This window comes from Curtobacterium sp. 179-B 9B NHS, from assembly GCF_045370965.1.
Lineage (GTDB): Bacteria > Actinomycetota > Actinomycetes > Actinomycetales > Microbacteriaceae > Curtobacterium.
Map to the genome: position 1 here is coordinate 1 of NZ_JBIQDQ010000016.1, position 21,020 is coordinate 21,020.

The following is a 21,020-nucleotide window of genomic DNA, read 5'->3' on the forward strand; positions in this document are numbered from 1 at the left end:
GCGGACGGCGGCGCGGGCGGCGGACGGCGGCGCGGGCGGCGGACGGCGGCGCGGGCTGCTCCGGCACAACCAGAAGCACCTCGCGCCACGGCGATCCGTGGCGCGAGGTGCTTCCCGTTGTGCGCGCGGCGAAGCCGCCGGCGAGGCCGTCGCCCGCTACTGCAGGCCCTTGCCCACCCGGCTGTTGCGTCGGCTGTAGCCGAAGTAGATCGCGAACCCGATCGCCAGCCAGGCGATGAAGCGCAGCCAGGTCTCGACCTCGAGGTTGAGCATGAGCCAGAAGCACAGCACCGCGGAGAGGATCGGCAGGACCGGCACCCACGGCACCCGGAAGGCTCGCGGTGCGTCCGGGCGAGTCTTGCGCAGCACCACGATGCCGATCGACACGAGCACGAACGCCGAGAGCGTGCCGATGTTGATCATGCCCTCGAGGCGCTCGACGGCGGTGAACCCGGCGATGAACGCGACGACGACACCGGCGACGACCTGCACCCGCACCGGGGTCTGCGTCTTCGGGTTCGTCTTCGAGAACCAGCGGGGCAGCAGACCGTCGCGGCTCATCGAGAAGACGATGCGGGACAGGCCGAGCAGCAGGACCATCACCACGGTGGTCAGGCCGATGAGCGAGCCGATCGCGATGATGCCCGCGGCCCACGGCAGTCCGACGATGTCGAAGGCGGAGGCGAGGGACGGCGCTTCCTCGTCGGCGAGCCGCTGGTAGGAGACCATGCCCGTGATGACGATGCTGACGCCGATGTAGAGCAGCGTGACGATGCCGAGGCCGATGAAGATGCCTCGGGGCAGGGTCTTCTGCGGGTTCTCGGTCTCCTCGGCGCTCGTCGCCACGACGTCGAAACCGATGAAGGCGAAGAACACGAGCGAGGCCGCGGCGAGCAGGCCGAACACGCCGTACTGCGCCGGGGCCTGACCGGTCACGAAGGACACGAGCGACTGCGTCAGCACACCGCCCTCGGCGCCCTTGGACGCCTCGGCCGGCGGGACGAACGGGGTGAAGTTCGCGGCCTTGACGAAGAACGCCCCGGCGACGATGACGAAGACGACGATCGCGACCTTGATGATCGTGATGACGGCGGAGACGCGGGACGACAGGCGGGTGCCGAACGCGAGCAGCAGCGTGAAGACGCCGACGATGAGGACCGGGCCCCACGTGAAGCCGATCGGGCCGAGCTGGATCGTGTCGGGGAGGTCGATGCCGAAGACCCCGAACGCGGTGCTCAGGTAGATGCCCCAGTACTTCGCAATGACGGCGCTCGCGGTCAGGGTCTCGAGGATGAGGTCCCACCCGACGATCCACGCGAGCAGCTCGCCCATCGTGGCGTACGTGAACGTGTACGCGGAGCCGGCGACCGGGATGGTCGAGGCGAACTCGGCGTAGCACATGATCGCCAGGCCGCACGTGACGGCTGCGAGCAGGAACGAGATGATGACGCTCGGGCCGGCGAAGTTCGCGGCGGCGTTCGCGCCGACCGAGAAGATGCCGGCGCCGACGGCGACCGCGATGCCCATCGCGGCGATGTCGAACGTCTTGAGGGACCGCTTGAGCGAGCGACCCTCCTCCTCGGAGTCGGCGAGGGAGGCCTCGATCGACTTGATGCGGAGCGGTGATGCCATGGGGGTTCCCGTCGAACGGCTGGCGGTGGACCCCGTGAGGGTACTGGTGTACCACCCCGGCTCGCAAACGGTGTCGCCCCGGGACACGGGGCCAGCAGCACCAGCCGTCCGGACGGTGCGCGGCGCTGGCGTCCGGGTGAGGGCGGCGCTGGCGTCCGGGCGAGACGGCGTGGGGTGCGAGACGACGGCGTCCCGGCGAGACGCCGTCGACGCGTCGAGACACCGCCGGATCCGGGACCGTCTCGAGGCACTCAGGGCGTCTGGTGCAGACGCCGGCGTCTCGGCACCCGGGCACCCGGCCTGGAGGCTCGGCGCGGGTCCGGCGCGGGAGGCCCGCCCGAACGCGGGCAGCTCAGGCGCCGCGGCGCCAGTCGGCCAGGAAGCGCGCGCCCGCCTCGTCGTGGATCACGCCGTCGTCCGCGGTGAGCACCGGGTACGGCGTCGCCGGCACCCCGTCCGCCGGCCGGACGTCCACGTGCGCGACGTCGTGCCCGTTGGCGTGCAACCAGTCCGCCATGGCGTAGTCGCTACGAGAGTCGCCGACGGTCCGCCAGGTCACCGGCAGCTCCCCGTCCTGCGCGAGCAGCTCGAGGGCTCGCTCGGCACCCATGTCCTTGCCGGACCGGTCGGACTCGACGTCGGTGGAGATGATCGTCGGGTCGACGCGCCACTGCACCGCGCCGTCGGCGTCCGGTCGGACGTCGTCGAGCCGGCGGACACCGAGCCCGCGCCGCTCCAGCGCCGCCATCGCCTTCGCGTCGAACTCGGCCTGGCGGGCGAGGTACGCGGCGTTCGGCACCTCGACGCGCTGCTCGATCGAGACCATCGCGTGCTTCGTCTCGTCGAAGAACACCAGGTCGGCGTACTCGTCACGGACGAGGTCGCGCATCTCGTCGGCGAAGTCCCGCGGGAGCGCGAGGTCCTCGGCGATCACCAGGTCGCTCATCCCGCCCTCGTACTGCGGGCCGATCGAGCACCAGACGGCACCCTTCTCGCACACCGCGTGCACCCGGCCGCCCTCCGCGAGCCCTCCGGCGATCAGCGGACCGACGACCTGCTCGCGGATGAACGCATCGCTGCGGCCGGTGTTGAAGACGATCGGGACGCCCTCGGCGGCGAGCGCGACGAGGTCCGCCACGATCGAGGGGATCGCGATCGTCCGGGTCACCGGGCTGGCGATGGGTCCGTCGACGTCGAGCAGCAGGCCGAGGCGGGGAGCAGTCACGCCTCCATCCTCTCGCACCCGCGATGCCCACCCTCCCGCGTCGGCCGGTGACGACCGACCGCAGCGGCTCCGGGCGCGCACGTCACTCGGGCGCGGGCAGCCCGACGAACCGGTCGACCAGGTGCCGCAGCACCTTCGGCTCCGGCACGTGCCCCTGACCGGGGACGACGAGGTGCCGCGAGCCGGGCACCGCCTCGGCCAGCGCGACCGAGGCCTGCCGCATCCACTCGGCGCCGCCGTCGCCCGAGGCCACGAGCACCGGGACGCCGACCGACGCCGCCACCCGCTCGGGGACGGAGAGGCCGTTGAGCACCCGGACGTCCCGGGAGAGCACGTGTGCGTCGGCCAGGAGCGACCGCCACAGTCCGGGCTTCAGGCGCGCCGCGGTGATGTGCGGGATCGGGATGCCGAGCACGCGGGACAGGAAGGCTCGCACCGCCTGCGCCCGGCGTCCGGCCGCGACGTGCCCGTCGAGGAAGTCCGCGAACAGCACGTCGTCGCCCTGCGGGTCGACCGTGGCGCGGTACGGCGGCTCCCAGAGCACCGCGCGCCCGAACGGCACGCCGGCGGCGAGGCCACGCAGCACCACCCCTGCACCGACGCACCACCCCACCGCGTCGGCCGGGCCGTCGACGGACGCCGCGACCGCCGCCAGGTCCTCGACCTCGCGCTCGACCGACCACGGCGCGGTGTCCCCGCTCGCACCCCGACCCCGCCGGTCGTAGGTGACGACACGGTAGCGGTCGCTGAGGGCCGCGACCATCCGGTCGACCGCCGGGCTGCCGTGGTGGTCCCAGGCGCCGCCGACCAGCACCAGGGCGGGCCCGGAGCCGCTCTCGGCGACCGCGAGCGGTGTGCCGTCCGCGGACACGACCGTGCGGTCGACGTGCGCGGGGTCCCCCGGCTGCTGTCCGGGCGGGGCGTGCTGGTCGGGGGGCATGGGTCCTTCCGAGGTGCGCGACGGCGCTGCGTCGGGTCCTGCGGAGGGACCGTGCGGGTCGGTACCCAGAGCATGACAGTCCGGACCGTGAGCGTCACCACCCGCAACCAGGGGGAGCGCTCCACGTTCCCTGTGCACTCTGCTCGGTCGAACCTGCTCGATCGCCGCTCGGTTCCCGCTCGGTCGCCGCTCGGTTCCCGCGCACGGAGCGGCTCAGGCGAGCGCGGTCACGCCGACCGACTCGCGCTCGAGCAGGGAGCGCTTGACGTCGAGCCCCCACGCGAAGCCGCCGAGCGTCCCGTCGGACCGCAGCACCCGGTGACACGGCACGAAGAGCGCCGGGGCGTTCCGCGCGCAGACGCTCGCAGCCGCGCGGACGGCGTCCGGTCGCCCCATGGCCGCCGCGAGCTCGGTGTACGTCAGGACGGTGCCGGCCGGGATCGCGCGGAGCTGCCGCCAGCCCTCGGCGAACAGGTCGGTGCCGTGCTGCCGGACCGGGACCCGCATCGCCGCCTCCACCTCGCCGGCGTAGAAGGCCTCGACCGCCTCGGCCGCACGCACCCGGCCGTCGGTCAGCCGTCGTGGGCGGTGCCGGTCGGCCAGCCGCGCGAGCAACCGTGCGGAGTCGTCGGTCCACCCCGACGCGAGCACGTACCCCTCGTCGTCCTCGAGCACCGTGAAGGGGCCGTCGGGGGTGTCGAGCGTCTGGATGGTCGTCGTGGGCTCGGTCATGCTGTCTCCTCCTGGTGGTCCGTCGCCGCTGCTGCCTCCGCCGTCGCGCTCGCGCGGTCGACGATCGGACGCCAGCAGTGCATCGTCAGGTAGCTCCGCCACGGCGCCACCTGCTCCGACCGTAGGGAGAGCTCGCGGGCGCCACCGGGCAGTCCGAGTTCCTGTGCACCGTTCCGCACGGCGAGGTCGCTGTGCAGGAACACGTCCGGGTGGTGCCGGACCCGCAGGGCCACGTAGTCCGCCGTCCACGGCCCGATGCCCTTCACCGCCAGGAGCCCGGCGCGCAGCTCCGCGAGGGACTGTCCCGCGTCGACGACGAGCGACCCGTCGGCGAGCGCCGCCGCGACGCGCAGGATCGTGTCCACCCGTGCCGCGGGTCCCCGCAGGACCTCGTGCCCGCGGGTCGCGATCGTCGTCGCGGTCGGGAACAGCAGCCCGTCCTCGGCCAGCCCCGGGTCGACCGACTCCCCGAGGGCTGCGACGAGCCGGGTCTGTGCGGTGCGGGCGGCGGCCACGGAGACCTGCTGCCCGATCAGGGTGCGGAACACGACCTCGTGTGCGTCGACGGCGCCGGGGAGGCGGATGCCGGGGACCCGGGCGACCGCCGGGGCGAGGACGGGGTCCGTGGCGAGGACGGCGTCGACCGCCTCGGGGTCGGCGTCGAGGTCGAACAGGGCCCGCACCCGCGCCACGAGGGTCGGCAGGTCGGAGAGCGTCGTGAGCCGGACGCGCAGGGCGACCCCGACGCGCCCCGCGCCCCTGCCGACCCCGTCGGTGGCGGGGGCCGAGGCGGTGAAGCGGGCCGGGCCTCCCGGCAGGGCGACGAGGCGACCGTAGGCCGTGACGCGGCCCGAGGCGTCCCGCTCGACGTGCTCCAGCCCCGGCAGCGCGTGGAGCGCGTGCCAGTCGAGCAGGCCCTGCAGGTCGAAGGGCGCGCGGGCGGGGAGGTGGACGTGCAGCCAGCCGTCGTCGGCCGACGCCGGGCGGTCGGTCCGGCGCGCGCGGAGCTCGGAGGGGGTGAGGGCGAAGACCTCGCGCACGGTGTCGTTGAACTGCCGGACGCTCGTGAAGCCGGAGGCGAACGCGACGTCGGCCACCGGCAGGTCCGACGAGGTCAGGAGCGTCCGCGCGGTCTGTGCACGGTGCGCCCGGCTGAGGGCCTTCGGTCCGGCCCCGAGCTCCTCGGTCATGATCCGGCCCAGCTGCCGCTCGGAGTACCCGACGCGGGCGGCCAGGCCGGGTACCCCCTCGCGCTCGACGACGCCGTCGAGGACGAGTCGGACGGCACGGCCGGCGACGTCCTCACGGAGGTCCCACTCCGGGCTGCCCGGCGTCGCCTCGGGCAGGCAGCGCTTGCACGCGCGGAAGCCGGCGAGGTGGGCGGCGGCACTCGTGCGGTAGAACGTGACGCCCTCGGCGCGCGGGGTCCGGGCGGGACAGCTCGGGCGACAGTAGATGCCGGTGGAGTGCACGGCGGTGACGAACTGGCCGTCGAACCGCGCGTCGCGGGAGGCGACGGCGCGGTGGCGCTCGGCGTGCAGCTCGTCGGGCTGCGCGTCGGGCTGCGGCTCCGTGCGGGTTGCGGGGTTCGTCACGCGGTCAGCCTGGCACGGGCCGCCGACAGGTACTGGCGGGAATCGGACACGGCAGCGGGGCGGCGGTGTGCACCGGCGGTCGGCGGCTGTGTCGAGACGGCGGCGTCGCGTCGAGACGCACCGTTCGCTCCGAGACGCCGCGGGATCCGGCGGCGTCTCACAACCTTCGCGGCGTCGCGCGCGCACGCCGGCGTCTCACCACGGCAGCGGGGCAGCGGTGCCGGCCGGGAGGCACGACTACCGTGGGCGCCGTGACCTCCGTCGACGACGTGGCCGGCCCCGGCGACCTGCCCTTCCGCACCGACGTCGAGGTCGCGATGCTGCTCGTCTCCCCGCACCACCGCTACGAGGGGCGCCCGGCGGACGGGGCGCTGCCGGCCGCGGGCCCGGAGCTCCGCGACCGGATCGAGCTCCGGGCGGGACTCGGCATCGTCGGTGACCGCTACTTCGCCGCACGGGCACACGTGCACGCCACCGTCACGGTGATCGGTCTCGAGGGGCTCGACGCCGTGGCCGAGGCGGTGGGTGCCACCGTCGACCCCGCGGCGACCCGGCGCAACGTGTACCTGCGGGGTGCCGACGTCGAGGCACTCCGGGGTTCGCCGTTCTCGCTCGAGAGCCCGGGGTCCGGCGGTCCGGTGTCCTTCCGCGGGTACCGGCCGGCGAACCCGTGCGCCTGGATGGACCACGAGGTGGCTCCCGGCGCGTTCCGGGCGATGCGCGGGCTGGGCGGGGTGCGCTGCGACCCGGAGTCCGACGGCGTGCTCACCCTCGGGCCCGCGGTGCTCCGCACGGCGCGCCCCGTCGCGCTCTGACGGACGGGCGCTCCCCGCCCGTTCCGGCCGTTCCGGGAAACGCACCGTGGGCGGCACCTCGCAGCGCCGTAGCCCTGCGAGGTGCCGCCCACGGTGCGTGGTGCGAGCGGGTCAGGCGGTGAGCGCCTGCTCGATCGCGTCGACGAACGCCGGCAGGTCGTCGGGGTTGCGCGACGTGATCAGGCCGCCGTCGACCTGGACCTCCTGGTCGACCCACTCGGCGCCGGCGTTGCGCACGTCGGTCTGCAGCGAGGGGAACGAGGTGATGGTCCTGCCCTGCAGCACACCGGCCTCGATGAGGGTCCACGGGCCGTGGCAGATCGCGGCGACGGGCTTGCCCGCCTCGGCGAAGGCCTTCACGAGTGCGACCGCGTCCGAGTCCTGGCGGATGGTGTCCGCGTTGATGGTGCCACCGGGGACGACGAGTGCGTCGTAGTCGCCTGCGCCGCTGACACTGCCGATGGTGGTGTCGACGGAGACCGACTTGCCCGGGTCCTTGTCGCCGACGAGGGTCTCGATCGAGCCGGACTCCTGCGCCGCCACCGTGACGTCGGCACCGCGTTCGCGGAGCTGGTCGGTGGGGACGACGATCTCGTCCTGCTCCACGCCGTAGTTCGTCGCGATGACGAGGATCTTCTTGCCGTCGAGGGCTGCCATGGTCGCTCCTTCCGCTGCCGGGGGTCTCCCGGCGCGATGTCCACGGTCGTCCGGACGGCCTGGGGACGTTCGCAGTCCGGAGCAGACGTTCAGCCCTGGATGCGGAAAGCGGACCCCTCGCGGACGACCTCGATGCCGTCGTACCCCGTGATGCGCGGCAGCCCTGCGGTGACCGGTGCCTCGAGCGTCCCGACGACGACGGTCGTGGCTCCGGAGGCGACGGCTGCCTCGACCCCGGCGGGGGCGTCCTCGAACGCCAGGCACCGCTCCGGCGGCACCCCGAGCAGCGCGGCACCACGCAGGTAGCCCTCGGGGTGCGGCTTGCTCCGCTCGGCGTCCTCCGAGGGCACGAGTGCCTCGGGCACCGGGACCCCCGCGGCCCGCATCCGCTCCACCGCGAGCTCCCGCGGCGCGCTCGTGACGAGGGCGACCGGCACACCGGTGTCGAGCAGGCGCTGCACGAACGCGCCCGCTCCCGGCACCTCGACGATGCCCTCGGTGTACCCGATCTCGGCGGCGATCATCGTCGCGACGATCGCCCGCTGCTCGTCCGGGGCCAGGTGCGGCAGGAAGCGCTGCACGGTGTCGATCGTCTGCCGCCCGTGCGAGAAGCCGAGGATCTCGGTGGGGTCGATGCCGTGCTCCGCACCGAAGCGGCTCCACGCCTCCTCGACCACGGCGGTCGAGTCGACGAGCGTCCCGTCCATGTCGAACAGCACCCCGGACACCACGACGTCGATCACGCGTCCGACCCTAGCCGCTACCGGTCGCCCGGCCGCCGGTCTCGAACGATCACAGCACCCGCAGCGACGATCAGCGCCAGGGTCGTGATCCACACCACCGCTGGGCCCTCTCGGAGCGCGGGGACCATGTGGCCGCTCACCATGACGACCGCAGCGCAACCACAGAGCACGGCAGCGACGATCGAGCCGCGCCGGGTCGATCGGCGACTCACCCTCGGCTCGCCTTCCCCGCGCAGAAGGAGATCGTCCCACTGGTCGCCGCGCCGGCAGCAGTGATGCAGGCGATGCAGCCGACGCCCGCCGTGACCAGGCATGCTGCAGAACACGCGATGGTGAGGGCCGTGATGGCCCATGCTGCGACCCCGGCACTGTTCAGGCACGACGAGAACCGGCTCCACCAGGTCGAGCGCGCCGCCGGTCCGGCTGCGACGTCACGATCGAGACCGGCGATCCCGTTGATCCAGGTCTGCAGGCGACCCGAGTCAGCCGTCTTCGGCGTCAGGACCAGCTCGCTCCAGGTCCTGATGCGCCCGCCGTCGAGGACGGCCGTGACGCTGGACTCGGGCAACACGTCGGCACCCTCAGCGAAGGGCAGCCGGAGGACCGTCCCGTCGACCGTCACGAAAGCCTGCGCTCGTGCGAGGTCGAGGGGGAGCCCGCTCGAGGACGTCCGTCCCGAACCGGACCAGACCGCCACCGCCGCCGTGGTCTCGCTGTCGGTGAGCGCTTCCCACGACTGCGCCTGCTCGACGAGGTCGCGGATGCCCCGCTCGGTCGAGGTCGTCGAGGACCTCGGGGCAGCGGCCGCTGGGTCGGGCGCAGTCACGAGACCGCTGACGAGGGCAACGACGACGGCTCCCGTCGCGACGAGTGGCCGGGCGGTCAGGGGCGTGGGGAAGAAGATCGAGACCATGCCAGGAGCCTACTGGCATGTCAGGTTTCAGTACCGGAGCCCGTCACCGTTCGTCACGGTCGCGCACCCACCGGGTCAGCAGCACACCGCCGTCGCCGAGCAGCACGTGCGCGGGCCGCATCCGGCGCAGCTCCGGCGAGGACCCGGTCGCGATGCGCGGACCCTCGCCGCCCTCGAGCGTCGGGTCGATCGTCAGCGTCAGTTCGTCGACCGCGTCGGCGGCGACGAGCGCCCCGAGGAACGACGGACCGCCCTCGCAGTGGATCCGGTCGAGGCCCCGAGCGGCCAGGGCGTCCCGCACGGCACCCACGTCGACAGCATCCGAGCCGCAGTCCACGACGTCCGCGACGGACGCCAGGGCCTGCCCGGACGACGACGCGGCACCGGACCCGGACGTCAGCACGATCGGCCGCACCGGAGCCTCGGTGAACACCCGCGAGCCCGCGTCCACCGACGCGGAGTTCGTGACGATCGCGAAGACCGGGTGGTCGGGCATCCCGTGCGCGCGGCGCCAGGCGACGTCCTCGTCGTGCAGCACCATCGGGCCGTACTCCTCGTCGCGCACGGTGCCGGCGGCCACGAGCACGACGTCGGCGACCCGGCGGAGCAGGTCGAACACGCGCAGGTCGTCGTCCCCGCCGAGGGACGCCGTGCGACCCGACGCGGACGCCGAACCGTCGAGCGTCGCGACGAAGTTCACCCGCAGCCAGGGGCCGTCGGGGACGTCCGCGGTGTACCGGTCGAGCAGCTCGTCGTCGGACAGGTCGGCGATCGACGCCGGCAGGGAGGGGCTGTTCACGTGTTGTGCCTCGCTTCCACGGGTTCGCGCCAGCCGAGGACCGCCTCGACCATGCGCATCGCGTCGACGCTCTCGACGACGTCGTGCATGCGGACGATCCGGGCGCCGAGCATCGCGCTGACGGTCGCTGCGGCGAGCGACCCCGACAGGCGAGCACCACGGGGACGTCCGAGGGACTCCCCCACGAAGTCCTTGTTCGACACCGCTGCGAGCACCGGGAACCCGAGCGCGACGACCTCGGGCAGCCGTCGGGTCAGCTCGAGCGTGTGCACGGTGTTCTTGTTGAGGTCGTGCCCGGGGTCGACGATGATCCGCGACTCGGGGATCCCCGCTGCGAGCGCACGGTCGACCCGCTCGCGCAGGAAGTCCACGACCGAGGCGGTCACGTCAGCGTACGTCGGCGGCGTCGGCAGCTGCTGGCGCGGCGGGGCGGTCGAGTGCGTGATCACGACGGTCGCGTCGGAGTCGGCGACCACGGACGCCATCCGCGGGTCGGACAACCCCGTGGTGTCGTTGACGACGCTGGCCCCCGCGGCGATCGTCGCCGCAGCGACCTCGGGCCGGAAGGTGTCGACCGAGATCACGACGTCGGACTGCTCGGCGAGCTGGGACACGACCGGCAGCACCCGGTCGATCTCGTCGTCGGCGGACAGCTCGGGCCCCGGCGCGAACTTCACCCCGCCGATGTCGACCCAGTCCGCCCCCTGGTCGGCCGCGCGGACGGCGGCCTCGACGGCCCGGTCGAGTGCGAAGGTCGCACCCTTGTCGTGGAAGGAGTCGGGTGTGCGGTTCACGATCGCCATGACGGCGATGCGGTGGTCGAAGTCGAAGGTGCGGCGCCCGATGGTGCGGACCGGGTCGCGCAGGGCCGGCACGACCCAGCCGGGTGCGGGTGTCACGGCCTGGAGGCCCGTGGTCGGCTGCTCGCTCGTCATGCGTCCACCCCGTGGTCGGTCCCGGCGCCCGTCCCGATGAGCGCGATCGCCTCGGCCCGCCCCGAGGCCTCGGCCAGGCTGCCGGTCGCGGCGACGGTCACCGTCGACGAGCCCGACTGCCGTTCGCCGCGGGCGGTCACGCACTGGTGCGTCGCGTCGAGCACGACGAGCACGCCGTCGGCGTCGAGCCCCTGGGCCACCGCCGACGCGACCTGCTCGCCGAGCCGCTCCTGCAGCTGCGGACGCGAGGCCACGGCGTCGAGCACGCGCGACAGGGTCCCGAGGCCGATGAGCTGCTCGCCCGGCGCGTACGCCAGGTGGGCGACGCCGATGAACGGCAGCAGGTGGTGCTCGCACATCGAACGGAACCGCACGTCGCGGACGACCACGAGCTGCCCGCGCTCCCCGTCCTCGGAGTGCACGGCGCCGGAGCGGGCGATCGCGGTGGCGTCGACCCCCATGCCGGCGAAGAACTCGGCGTACGAGTCGGCGACGCGTGCCGGGGTCCGTTCGAGCTCGGGGCGGTCAGGGTCGTCGCCGACGGCGAGGAGGAGCTCACGCACGGCGGCTTCGACCCGCGCGCGGTCCAGACGTTCGTTCACGCTCTCATCCAACACCGTCGGATGGCCGCAGAACGCGGCCGCCTGTCGGACGCACCGTCCCCCGGGTCGGTGACCCGCGCCTCCAGGCCGGTGCCCTGCAGCGACACACGAGCCGCTCGGACTCCCAGCGTTCTGTAAACTCGTTCGGTGAGCGCCCAGCAGACCGACACCCCGCCCCGGAACCGCTTCGCATCCGGCCTCGACCGCTTCTTCTCGATCACGCACCGCGGGTCGAGCATCCCCCGTGAGATCCGTGGTGGTCTCGTCTCCTTCGTGACGATGGCCTACATCGTCATCCTCAACCCGCTGATCCTCGGCGGGTTCAGCCAGGACCAGGCGCCGCAGGACGTCCTCGGCGGCTGGCTGCAGAACGCGCAGGTCGCCGCCGCGACCGGCCTCGTCGCCGGTGTGATGACGATCGCGATGGGCCTCGTCGCGAACCTGCCGTTCGGCATCGCCGCGGGCCTCGGGATCAACTCGTTCCTCGCCGTGAGCGTCGTGCACCAGGTCACCTGGGCCGAGGCGATGGGCCTCGTCGTCATCAACGGCGTGGTGATCGTGATCCTCGCGTTGACCGGCATCCGGACGATGATCTTCACGGCCGTGCCCGCGCAGCTCAAGGCCGCGATCACCGTCGGCATCGGCCTGTTCATCGCGTTCATCGGTCTGGTCGACTCGGGGTTCGTCCGCACCACGAAGAACGCCTCGCCGCCGCTGCAGCTCGGTGAGGACGGCTCCGTCGCGGCCCTGCCCACGATCGTGTTCCTGATCGGCCTGGTCATCATCGGCACGCTCATGGCCCGCCGGGTGAAGGGCGCGCTGCTCATCGGCATCATCGGCACCACCGTGATCGCCATCGTCCTGCAGGCGATCTTCAAGGTCCCCACCTCGGTCGACTCCCCCACCGGCTGGAACCTCAACGCCCCCGGCCTGCCGAACGCCCTCTTCGCGCTGCCGGACCTGTCGCTCGTCGGGCACGCCGACGTCTTCGGAGCGTTCACCCGCATCGGCCCGGTCGCCGCGTCGATGCTCGTCTTCACCCTCGTCTTCACGAACTTCTTCGACGCGATGGGCACGATGACCGGGCTCGCGAAGGCCGCCGGTGTCGCGAAGCCCGACGGCACCTTCCCCCGCCTGAAGTCGGCGCTCGTCGTCGAGGGTGCCGGCGCCATCGCCGGTGGTGGCGCCTCGGTGTCGTCGAACACGGTGTTCATCGACTCGGCGTCGGGCATCGGCGAGGGCGCCCGCACGGGCATGGCCTCGGTCGTGACGGGCCTGCTGTTCCTGGCGTCGATGTTCCTCACGCCCCTGACCCAGGTCGTCCCGCTCGAGGTCGCGGCCGCCGGACTCGTCGTCGTCGGTGCGCTCATGGTCGCGCAGGTGAAGGACATCGAGTGGAGTGACTTCGGGGCTGCGCTGCCGGCGTTCCTGACGATCGTCGTGATGCCGCTGACCTACTCGATCGCGAACGGCATCGGCGCCGGCTTCATCAGCTGGGTGCTCATCAAGCTGCTGTCCGGCCGCGGCCGCGAGGTCTCCTGGCTCCTCTACGTCGTGGCGGCGGGCTTCCTGCTGTACTTCGCGCGCGGGCCGCTCGAGGCGCTGCTCGGCGTCGGGTAGCGCGCTCCCGCTTCCGCGTCCCGCGCTTTCCGCACGACGCACCGTGGGCGGCCCCTCGCAGCGACATCCCGCTGCGAGGGGCCGCCCACGGTGCGTTCCGCGAGAGTGCGTCCGGTACGTCCGGCCGGGAGGCGCTGGGTCAGTCCCGCAGGTCGGCCGGCTTGGCCTCGTGGCGGCGTCGGCCCGGGGTGCGCCGGTCCTCCTTCATGCTCGCCTCGAACAGGTGGCGCTTCCCGCCGACGAGCTGGTCGCGGGCGGTCTGCTCGAGCTCCTTCGCGAGGGCGTAGTAGTTGTCGTCGTAGTCCTCGACGATCTGGAACGTCCACCGCCCGTCGATGACGTTGCGGCCGACCAGCTCGGTGTCGATCCGCTCGGCGAGCTCGGTGTGGCCGGCCTTCCGGAGCTGTTCGACGGCCTCGCCGAGGTTCAGGTCCGCGGTCCCGGTGAGTCGGTGGAACCCGTAGAGCAGGCCCCGTGCGTGCTCGAGCACCTCGAGTGCGGCCGACAGCGTGCCGAGCGCCTCGACCGTCGCCTCGGACACCCCCTCGGGCACCACGTGTGCGTCGTCCGGTCCCTGTCCGTCTGCTGCCTGGCCGTCTGCGTTGCGCTCGTCCGTCATGCTCCTCGTCTACCGGAGCGTCGCTCGGGTCGCTCCGAGCAAGTGCGGGACGGGCTCCTTCGTCGCGTTCGGGTGGTGCGGTCGTGCGCTGGTTCGACTCGCTCGCGCACGACCGCAAGCACGTCGCACCACGGAATCCCGTGGTGCGACGTGCTTCCGGTGGTGCGGCGTGACGACCGACCGACCGCGCCGCCGCGAGCGCCGCGGCCGGCCGCCCGCGAGCGCTGCCGACCGGGCTACGGGACCGGGACCGTCGGCGGCACGGCCGCGGGCGCCGTCGCCGTCGGGCGCTCCATGAGCCGCCAGGACCCACCGAGCAGCGGCGACAGCGTGACGATCGTGTAGACCACGGCCACGATCGCGAACGTCCCGGTCACGCCGATGCCGTCCGCAGCGATGCCCCCGAAGAGTCCGCCGAGCGGGATGCCCGCCCACGACCCCGCCGACAGGAGCCCGAACACCCGGGCCCGCATGTGTGACGGGATGCGCTCGAGCTCGACCGCCCCCAGGATCGGGTTGAGCGCGCCCGCCGCGAAGCCCGACAGCACGCACGCGCCGAGCACCCACGGCAGCCCGAGCCCGAGCGCCGGCACCGCGAGCGACGGCCCGCCGGCCAGGACGAAGCACACCACGAACGTGATCCGCCGGGGCACCCGGTGCGCCACGTACCCGAACGCGAGGGATCCGAGGAACGCCGCACCACCGAAGGTCCCGCTGACGATCCCGAGCGACTGCGCGCCGTCGAGCACTCGGTCGGCGTAGAGCGGGAGCAGCGCTGTCGAGCGCGCCGCGTCGAGCAGGTTCGTCACGAGCACGAGCGTGATGACGAGCCGGAAGAGCGGGTCGCGCACGCAGAAGCGCAGCCCGGCGCCGAGGTCGCGCCAGTACCCGGCGGACGGCTCGGCGGCGCCCGCGTCGGTCGCGGGAGCGACGACGACACCCCGCAGCGTGACGGCGGCGAGCACCGCTGCCGCCCCGAACACGGCGGCGGTCACGGCCAGTGCGGGCAACGGCCCGACGGCGCCCACGAGCAGTCCCGCCGCGGGGGCGCCGAGCAGCACCGAGAAGCGCACCGACGCCTCGAAGTGGCCCACGGCACGCTCGAGCGGGATCCCCGCCGCCGTCGCGAGTCCCGGCAGGAGCACCCGCCGGCCCGACTCCCCCGGGGTGTCGAACAGGCCGCCGAGGAACACGAGCACGAGCAGCGCCCAGGCCGGCAGCCCGACCGTCCACGCCAGGAGCGGGATCGCGACGAGCGTCGCGGCGCTGACCAGGTCGGACGCCACGCTCGACCGGACGAACCCGAAGCGCTCGACGAGCACGCCGCCGAAGGCCCCGCCGAGCACGATCGGGATCGTCGCCGCGAAGGCCGCGATGCCGACGTCCGTCGCCGACCCGCCGCGGGAGAGCACCACGAACGGCACCGCGAGCGTCGTCGCGACGTTCCCGGTCCGCGAGACCACCTGGACGGCGAGCAGCGACCGCAGCCGCCAGTGCGCGTTCACGGGCGCGCCGACCGGTAGCTCTGGACGACCGCGGTGACCCGCTCGGCACCGTCGCCGGGTTCGTGCTCGGCGCTCCGCGCCTCCCACCGGTCGAGGACGCCCTGCAGCTCCGACCCGAGGGCACGCAGCTCGTCGATCGTCAGCCGGAGGGTCCGGTCGCCGCTGTTCGACGCCGCGACCCACTCGCGCCCGAAGGCCGGGACGTGGTCGAGGAACGCCGTGTACTCGTCGGCGTACGCCTGCGCGACGGTCCGGTCGAGCGCGGTGCCGGCGACCATCCGGTCGGGGTCGTCGAAGCCGTCCGCGAGGTCCCACGACGTGTGCTGCGCGACCGCCCGCCACCAGCGCTCACGTCGGTCGGTGCCGAGCTCGGGTGCGGGTTCGATGAAGCCGGCGTCGGCCAGGCGCTTGCAGTGGTAGCTGATCGTCCCCGGTGCCTCGTCGACCTGCTCGCCGAGCATCGCCGCGGTCTGCGGGCCACCGGTCCGGAGCAGCCCGACGAGCCGCAGCCGGGTCGGGTGGGCGAGCGCGCGCATCTGCGCCGCGTCGTCGAGTCGCTGCACGTCCATGGCTCGACCATAGGTGCACAAGACTTCTTGCGCAATGGCTATTGCGCAATCGTCGTTGCGGATCGGCCGGGAGGCTCGCCCCACCGCCGCCGGGCAGGCTACGGTTCCGGCATGTCCAGGTGGGTCGCGCTGCTGCGCGGGGTGAACGTCAACGGGATCACGATCCGGAACGCCGAGCTCGCGGCGCTGTTCGGGGGCCTCGGGTACACCGACGTGCGGACGGTGCTCGCCTCGGGCAACGTCGTGTTCACGGCACCGGGCGACGCGTCGGCGGTGCAGACCGCCGTCGAGCAGGCCCTGGGGGACCGCTTCGGGTACGACGCCCGGATCGTCCTCGTCCCGCACGAGCGACTCGCCGAGGTCGTCGACGGCTTCCCGTTCGACTCCGCCCCCGACCGGCACGACCACGTCGTCTTCGGCTCCGACGACGCCGCCCTCGACGGCCTGGTCGCCGACCTGTCGCTCGACGACGGTGTCGAGCGGGTGGCCCGGGGCGACGGTGTCGTCTACTGGTCCTGCCCGAAGGGCTCGAGCACCGACACCGCGTTCGCGAAGCGGGCCGCCGCCGCGCGCTTCCGGCGCACGACGACGACCCGCAACACGAACACCCTGCGCAAGCTGCTCTGAGCCGCGCGTCGGACGGTCAGGACTGCGCGGGCTGCCCGTTGCTCGCGGTCGTCCCGCCGTCGACCGGCAGGATCGCTCCCGTGATGTAGGACGCAGCGTCGCTGGCCAGGAACAGGACCGCTGCAGCGACCTCCTCCGAGCGCCCGCCGCGACCGAGCGAGACACGCTCCGCGAACGCGTGCTGGAGCTCCTCGTCCTCGGCCTGCTGCTGGGTCATGTCCGTCCAGATGAGGCCCGGCGCGACCGCGTTCACCCGGACACCGAACTGCCCGTTGTCGAGCGCCGCGGCCTTCGTGAAGTTCGAGACGCCGCCCTTCGCCGCGTTGTACGGGCTCATCCGCCAGTCGGCGTCCATCCCGGAGACCGACGACGTGTTCACGACCGACCCCTTGGTCTCCCGCAGGAACGGCAGCGCCGCCCGCGTGCCGTAGAACACGCTCGACAGATCGGTCTCGATGACCCGGTGCCACTCGTCGGGCTCGATGTCGGTGATGTCGCCGGAGGTGAAGGTGCCGGCGTTGTTCACGAGCACGTCGACGCGGTCCCACCGGTCCACCGCGCCGGACACGATCGTCTCCCACGCCGCCGGGTCGGCCACGTCGGCCTGCAGCGCGACCGCACGACCGGTCGGCAGGCTGTCGGCGACGGCACGGACCTTGTCCTCGACACTGTCGACGAGCAGCACGGCAGCTCCCTCGTCGACGAACGCCCGCGCGGTGGCCTCGCCGATGCCCGACCCGGCTCCCGTGACGATCGCGACCTTGCCCTCGAACCGCTTGTCCATGTGTGTCTCCTCTCGATGCACTGCTCGTGCCGCAGGAGACGCCGTCGGCCCGGGGGCACGGACGACCACGGTGCCCGCACCCGCCTGGGCGCGTGTGCAGGCGGGACGGAGGCGGCACCGGTGCCGGGGTGGAGGGTACGGAGACGACGGGAGGCGCGGCGCGGGGCGGACCCGCACCGCGCCTCCCGGCCGGACGATCAGGCGGTGGTCTCGTCGAGGTCGAGGTTCCGGTCCAGCGAGATCATCGGGATCGACGCCGTGATGACGGAGCCGTCCGCCCGGAGCGTGCCCTGGATGTCGCTCGTGGTGGGCGCGTGCCCGCTCATCCGCGGCCCGTGGTGGGCGAGCGGCACGACCGTCGGCGCCCCCGCGGTGACGTCCCACTGCTGGTTGTGCACCCACGCGGTGAAGCCCTCGCCGGTCTCCACCGTGAAGGTCATCGCGTCCTCTTCCAGGTCGACCCGGACGCGCGAGCCGTGCACCTGGATGCGGTAGGTCAGGCGCTCCCAGTCCTTCGGCAGGCGCGGGTTGAACGTCATCCGGCCACCGTGGTCGCGCATGCCGCCGAAGCCGTTCACGAGCGCACCCCAGATGCCGCCCGTCGACGCGATGTGCACGCCGTCCGCGGTGTTGCCGTGCAGGTCGGCGAGGTCGACGTAGAGCGCCGTGAGGAAGTACTGCGCCGCCAGGTCGTGGTACCCGACCTCGGCCGCCATGATCGACTGGACCACGGCGGAGAGCGTCGAGTCACCGGTCGTCAGGGCGTCGTAGTAGTCGAAGTCGCGACGCTTCTCGGCCGCGGTGAACTCGTGGCCCTGCAGGAACAGCGCGAGCACGACGTCGGCCTGCTTGAGCACCTGGAACCGGTAGATCACCAGCGGGTGGTAGTGCAGCAGCAGCGGCCGCTTGGACTCGGGCGTGTTCTCGAGGTCCCAGAGCTCCTTGTCGAGGAACTGGGCGTCCTGCGGGTGGATGCCGCGGTGCGGGTCGAACGGGATCTCCATCGACTCGGCGGCGTGCTCCCACTCGGTGACCTCGTCGTCGACGAGCCCGGTGCGCCGGACCATGCGGCCGTACTCCTCCGGGTCGTCGGTCGCGAGCTGCCGGCAGGCGTTCACCGCGAACCACAGGTTGGCCCGCGCCATCACGTTCGTGTAGAGGTTGTCGTCGACGACCGTCGTGTACTCGTCGGGCCCGGTGACCCCGTCGATGTGGAACTTCCGGTCGCCGTTCGACCGCCAGAAGCCCAGGTCGGACCACAGGCGGGCGGTCTCGACCAGGATGTCGATCGCCCCGCGCTTCAGGAAGTCGGTGTCGCCCGAGGCCCGCACGTACTGCATGAGCGCATGGGCGATGTCCGCATCGATGTGGTACTGCGCGGTGCCGGCCGCGTAGTACGCGCTCGACTCCTCGCCGTTGATCGTCCGCCACGGGAAGAGCGCTCCGCGCTGGTTCAGCTCCCGCGCCCGCGACCGAGCGGCGTCGAGCATGTTGTAGCGGAAGCGCAGCGCGTTCCGCGCGACGATCGGCGCCGTGTACGACAGGAACGGCAGGACGTAGATCTCCATGTCCCAGAAGTAGTGACCGCCGTACCCGGAGCCCGTGACGCCCTTCGCCGCGATGCCGTGCCCGTCGGTGCGGGCGGTGGCCTGCGCGAGCATGAACAGGTTCCACCGGACCGCCTGCTGGATCGCGGGCTGCCCCGGGATCTCGACGTCGCTGCGCGTCCAGTAGTCGTCCATCCACGCGCGCTGCTTGGCGAAGGTCTCCTCGACCGTCTCGGCGCGCGCACGGTCGAGCGTCCGCTCGCACCGGTCGGCGAGCTCCCGCGCCGGCACCCCGCGGGACGTGTGGTAGACCATGTGCTTCACGAGTCGGATCGGCACCCCGGCGCGGGCCTGCACGCGGTAGACGTGCTTCGCGAGGTCGTCCTCGATCGACGACGCCTCGTCCCACGAGTTCTCGGTCTCCAGGTGGTGCTCGACACCGACGCAGATCGTCATGCCCGAGCTCGACGCCTGGTAGCCGAGCAGCGAACGGCCGCCCGTGCTGCGCTTGAGCTTCGGCTCGAGCACCCGCTCGGTGAACGCCTCGGCCTTGCGGGGGTCGAAGGCGTTCGCCGCAGCCCGCATGCCCGCGTGGTACTCGTCCTGCACGTCCTGCCGGTTGAGGATCTGGCTCGACAGCAGGATCGAGGCGTCCCCGTCGAGCACGGTGACCTCGTAGTCGATGACGGCGAGGTGCCGGTCGGTGAACGACACGAGTCGACGGGCACGGATGAGCACCCGCTTGCCGGACGGCGTCGACCACTCCGTCTCGCGGTACAGGTAGCCGCCGCGGAACTCGAGCCGACGGGTGTGCCGCAGGATGTCGGCCTCGGCCAGGACCAGCGGCTCGTCGTCGACGTACAACCGGATGACCTTGGCGTCGGGCGCGTTGATGATCGTCTGCCCGGTCTTGGCGAAGCCGAAGGCGTCCTCGGCGTGCCGGATCGGCCAGGTCTCGTGGAAGCCGTTGACGTACGTGCCGTACTGCACGCCGCCGCGGCCCTCGTCGAGGTTGCCGCGCAGGCCGAGGTAGCCGTTGCCGACCGCGAAGTTCGTCTCCGCGACGCCCTGCTCGTCCGGGGCGTACTCGGTCTCGACGAGCGCCCACTCGTCGACCGGGTAGCGGACGCGGTCGAGGGGGTCGGAGGTGATGGGGTTCATGGCGTGTGCTCCGTGGGAGGGAGGAGTCGTGCGGTGGTCGGACGGTCTGGCCACGCCGTCGGGGCCGTTCCGGTGGGACGGGAGGCTAGCTGGTGCGCGGGGCCGGGAGCTGGTCGACGAGTTCGGCGAGGTCCTGGACGACGACGTCCGCGCCGTGCTCGCGCAGCGCGTCGGCTCCGGCGCCGCGGTCCACGCCGACGACGAGCCCGAAGGCGCCGTTCCGACCGGCCTCGACCCCGCTCGTGGCGTCCTCGACGACGACGCACTCGGCCGGGGCCAGCCCGAAGCGCCCGGCGGCGTCGAGGTAGGTGTCCGGCGCGGGCTTGCCGGCGAGGCCGTCCTGACGCGCGACCAGGCCGTCGACGACCACCGGGAAGTGGTCGAGGATGCCCGCCGTGCGCAGGACCTGCGTCGCGTTCGCCGAGCTCGACACGACGGCGACCTGCATGCCGGCGGCGATCGCGGCGACGAGGAACCGGAGCGACCCCGGGTACGGCTCGACGCCGTGCTCGGTCAGCTCGGCCGTGAACTCGGCGTTCTTGCGGTTGCCGAGCGCGCACACGGTGTCGCTCCCGGGGGCGTCGTCCGGCGCGCCCTGCGGGAGCTCGATGCCCCGGGACGCGAGCAACGAACGGACCCCGTCGTAGCGGGGCTTGCCGTCGATGTGGTCGAAGTAGTCCTGCTCCGTGTACGGCGCAGCGCCGTGCTCGGACAGGAACGGCGTGAACAGGCGGCTCCACGCGCGCATGTGCACGTCGGCGGTGGGCGTCAGCACGCCGTCCAGGTCGAACAGGAGTGCCCGCGTGTCGGCGAGTCGTGCGGGCGTGCGCCGGTCCGGCATCGTCATCGGAGTTCCTCTGGTCTCGGTGGTCGGTTCGGCTCCGATCGAGTCTAGGACCGCCCCGGCTCGGACGCTCAGGCTCGGGAGGACCCGTGTCGACCGCGCCGAGCGGACCTTCCGGGAGCGCTCGGACCGCTCCCCGTCGAGGTTGGGCGTGAC

At 72.8% G+C, this 21,020-nt stretch carries 20 protein-coding genes; 3 read left to right on the plus strand and 17 right to left on the minus strand.

Annotated features, from left to right (window positions below; all coding sequences use genetic code 11):
* Positions 1-156: 156 nt before the first annotated feature.
* The 5 genes from ACH0A8_RS12910 to ACH0A8_RS12930 form a co-directional block, all read right to left on the minus strand.
* On the minus strand, positions 157-1,632 hold the full coding sequence (locus ACH0A8_RS12910) for an APC family permease (RefSeq protein ID WP_066657154.1): 1,476 nt from the start codon (positions 1,630-1,632) through the stop codon (positions 157-159).
* 352 nt (positions 1,633-1,984) lie between these two features.
* Complete coding sequence (locus ACH0A8_RS12915; protein WP_081985143.1) at positions 1,985-2,857, minus strand: hypothetical protein; 873 nt, start codon at positions 2,855-2,857, stop codon at positions 1,985-1,987.
* An 82-nt stretch (positions 2,858-2,939) separates the two neighbouring features.
* A complete protein-coding gene (locus ACH0A8_RS12920) occupies positions 2,940-3,797 on the minus strand; it encodes an alpha/beta fold hydrolase (RefSeq protein WP_058729653.1) in 858 nt (285 codons plus the stop codon).
* A gap of 213 nt (positions 3,798-4,010) precedes the next feature.
* The gene (locus ACH0A8_RS12925; RefSeq protein ID WP_209684879.1) at positions 4,011-4,529 is read right to left on the minus strand and encodes a methylated-DNA--[protein]-cysteine S-methyltransferase; all 519 of its coding nucleotides are present in this window, start codon (positions 4,527-4,529) and stop codon (positions 4,011-4,013) included.
* Complete coding sequence (locus ACH0A8_RS12930; RefSeq protein ID WP_251155280.1) at positions 4,526-6,070, minus strand: DNA-3-methyladenine glycosylase 2 family protein; 1,545 nt, start codon at positions 6,068-6,070, stop codon at positions 4,526-4,528. The genes ACH0A8_RS12925 and ACH0A8_RS12930 overlap by 4 nt, the downstream gene beginning before the upstream one ends.
* 371 nt (positions 6,071-6,441) lie before the next feature.
* Between ACH0A8_RS12930 and ACH0A8_RS12935 the strand changes: the two genes are divergently transcribed.
* The gene (locus tag ACH0A8_RS12935; protein ID WP_271826596.1) at positions 6,442-6,939 is read left to right on the plus strand and encodes a molybdenum cofactor biosysynthesis protein; all 498 of its coding nucleotides are present in this window, start codon (positions 6,442-6,444) and stop codon (positions 6,937-6,939) included.
* A gap of 111 nt (positions 6,940-7,050) precedes the next feature.
* On the opposite strand, the gene ACH0A8_RS12940 is transcribed toward ACH0A8_RS12935, so the two are convergent.
* From ACH0A8_RS12940 to folE, 6 genes are all read right to left on the minus strand, one after another.
* A complete protein-coding gene (locus ACH0A8_RS12940) occupies positions 7,051-7,596 on the minus strand; it encodes a type 1 glutamine amidotransferase domain-containing protein (RefSeq protein WP_066657169.1) in 546 nt (181 codons plus the stop codon).
* Between the two features lie 89 nt (positions 7,597-7,685).
* Positions 7,686-8,339, minus strand: a complete 654-nt coding sequence (locus ACH0A8_RS12945) for an HAD-IA family hydrolase (RefSeq protein ID WP_406907324.1) — start codon at positions 8,337-8,339, stop codon at positions 7,686-7,688.
* Positions 8,340-8,547: 208 nt separating this feature from the next.
* Positions 8,548-9,252, minus strand: coding sequence for a hypothetical protein (locus tag ACH0A8_RS12950; protein ID WP_406907325.1), 705 nt, complete (start codon positions 9,250-9,252; stop codon positions 8,548-8,550).
* Between the two features lie 43 nt (positions 9,253-9,295).
* A complete protein-coding gene (locus ACH0A8_RS12955; protein ID WP_406907326.1) occupies positions 9,296-10,051 on the minus strand; it encodes a pyrimidine reductase family protein in 756 nt (251 codons plus the stop codon).
* On the minus strand, positions 10,048-10,986 hold the full coding sequence (folP, locus tag ACH0A8_RS12960; RefSeq protein WP_066657176.1) for a dihydropteroate synthase: 939 nt from the start codon (positions 10,984-10,986) through the stop codon (positions 10,048-10,050). Before folP ends, ACH0A8_RS12955 begins: the two co-directional genes overlap by 4 nt.
* On the minus strand, positions 10,983-11,588 hold the full coding sequence (gene folE, locus ACH0A8_RS12965) for a GTP cyclohydrolase I (RefSeq protein WP_406907327.1): 606 nt from the start codon (positions 11,586-11,588) through the stop codon (positions 10,983-10,985). Before folE ends, folP begins: the two co-directional genes overlap by 4 nt.
* Before the next feature lie 147 nt (positions 11,589-11,735).
* Here folE and ACH0A8_RS12970 point away from each other — a divergent pair, with 147 nt between their 5' ends.
* On the plus strand, positions 11,736-13,208 hold the full coding sequence (locus tag ACH0A8_RS12970) for an NCS2 family permease (protein ID WP_209684873.1): 1,473 nt from the start codon (positions 11,736-11,738) through the stop codon (positions 13,206-13,208).
* 139 nt (positions 13,209-13,347) lie between these two features.
* On the opposite strand, the gene ACH0A8_RS12975 is transcribed toward ACH0A8_RS12970, so the two are convergent.
* From ACH0A8_RS12975 to ACH0A8_RS12985, 3 genes are all read right to left on the minus strand, one after another.
* On the minus strand, positions 13,348-13,827 hold the full coding sequence (locus tag ACH0A8_RS12975; protein WP_406907328.1) for a hypothetical protein: 480 nt from the start codon (positions 13,825-13,827) through the stop codon (positions 13,348-13,350).
* Between the two features lie 236 nt (positions 13,828-14,063).
* Positions 14,064-15,332 carry an MFS transporter gene (locus ACH0A8_RS12980; RefSeq protein WP_406907329.1) on the minus strand — a complete coding sequence of 423 codons (1,269 nt, stop codon included), beginning with the start codon at positions 15,330-15,332 and terminating at the stop codon, positions 14,064-14,066.
* Complete coding sequence (locus ACH0A8_RS12985) at positions 15,329-15,901, minus strand: transcriptional regulator (protein WP_066657186.1); 573 nt, start codon at positions 15,899-15,901, stop codon at positions 15,329-15,331. Before ACH0A8_RS12985 ends, ACH0A8_RS12980 begins: the two co-directional genes overlap by 4 nt.
* Before the next feature lie 111 nt (positions 15,902-16,012).
* On the opposite strand from ACH0A8_RS12985, the gene ACH0A8_RS12990 reads away from it, so the two are divergent.
* Complete coding sequence (locus ACH0A8_RS12990) at positions 16,013-16,528, plus strand: DUF1697 domain-containing protein (protein ID WP_406907330.1); 516 nt, start codon at positions 16,013-16,015, stop codon at positions 16,526-16,528.
* 16 nt (positions 16,529-16,544) lie between these two features.
* On the opposite strand, the gene ACH0A8_RS12995 is transcribed toward ACH0A8_RS12990, so the two are convergent.
* The 3 genes from ACH0A8_RS12995 to ACH0A8_RS13005 form a co-directional block, all read right to left on the minus strand.
* Positions 16,545-17,312, minus strand: coding sequence for an SDR family NAD(P)-dependent oxidoreductase (locus ACH0A8_RS12995; protein ID WP_066657191.1), 768 nt, complete (start codon positions 17,310-17,312; stop codon positions 16,545-16,547).
* 197 nt (positions 17,313-17,509) lie between these two features.
* Positions 17,510-20,020 (minus strand): glycoside hydrolase family 65 protein, encoded by a 2,511-nt coding sequence (locus ACH0A8_RS13000; protein WP_066657193.1) that lies wholly within the window; start codon positions 20,018-20,020, stop codon positions 17,510-17,512.
* Between the two features lie 85 nt (positions 20,021-20,105).
* Positions 20,106-20,867 carry an HAD family hydrolase gene (locus ACH0A8_RS13005; RefSeq protein WP_406907331.1) on the minus strand — a complete coding sequence of 254 codons (762 nt, stop codon included), beginning with the start codon at positions 20,865-20,867 and terminating at the stop codon, positions 20,106-20,108.
* Between the last annotated feature and the right edge of the window lie 153 nt (positions 20,868-21,020).

What these genes read in the sequence shown, in the direction of transcription:
- ACH0A8_RS12990 (WP_406907330.1), top strand. Translation starts at nt 16,013, where the DNA reads ATGTCCAGGTGGGTCGCGCTGCTGCGCGGGGTGAACGTCAACGGGATC.
- ACH0A8_RS12975 (WP_406907328.1), bottom strand. Translation starts at nt 13,827, where the DNA reads ATGACGGACGAGCGCAACGCAGACGGCCAGGCAGCAGACGGACAGGGA.
- ACH0A8_RS12995 (WP_066657191.1), bottom strand. Translation starts at nt 17,312, where the DNA reads ATGGACAAGCGGTTCGAGGGCAAGGTCGCGATCGTCACGGGAGCCGGG.
- ACH0A8_RS12940 (WP_066657169.1), bottom strand. Translation starts at nt 7,596, where the DNA reads ATGGCAGCCCTCGACGGCAAGAAGATCCTCGTCATCGCGACGAACTAC.
- ACH0A8_RS12985 (WP_066657186.1), bottom strand. Translation starts at nt 15,901, where the DNA reads ATGGACGTGCAGCGACTCGACGACGCGGCGCAGATGCGCGCGCTCGCC.
- ACH0A8_RS13000 (WP_066657193.1), bottom strand. Translation starts at nt 20,020, where the DNA reads ATGAACCCCATCACCTCCGACCCCCTCGACCGCGTCCGCTACCCGGTC.
- ACH0A8_RS12925 (WP_209684879.1), bottom strand. Translation starts at nt 4,529, where the DNA reads ATGACCGAGCCCACGACGACCATCCAGACGCTCGACACCCCCGACGGC.
- ACH0A8_RS12935 (WP_271826596.1), top strand. Translation starts at nt 6,442, where the DNA reads ATGCTGCTCGTCTCCCCGCACCACCGCTACGAGGGGCGCCCGGCGGAC.
- folP (WP_066657176.1), bottom strand. Translation starts at nt 10,986, where the DNA reads ATGACGAGCGAGCAGCCGACCACGGGCCTCCAGGCCGTGACACCCGCA.
- ACH0A8_RS13005 (WP_406907331.1), bottom strand. Translation starts at nt 20,867, where the DNA reads ATGACGATGCCGGACCGGCGCACGCCCGCACGACTCGCCGACACGCGG.
- ACH0A8_RS12950 (WP_406907325.1), bottom strand. Translation starts at nt 9,252, where the DNA reads ATGGTCTCGATCTTCTTCCCCACGCCCCTGACCGCCCGGCCACTCGTC.
- ACH0A8_RS12920 (WP_058729653.1), bottom strand. Translation starts at nt 3,797, where the DNA reads ATGCCCCCCGACCAGCACGCCCCGCCCGGACAGCAGCCGGGGGACCCC.
- ACH0A8_RS12910 (WP_066657154.1), bottom strand. Translation starts at nt 1,632, where the DNA reads ATGGCATCACCGCTCCGCATCAAGTCGATCGAGGCCTCCCTCGCCGAC.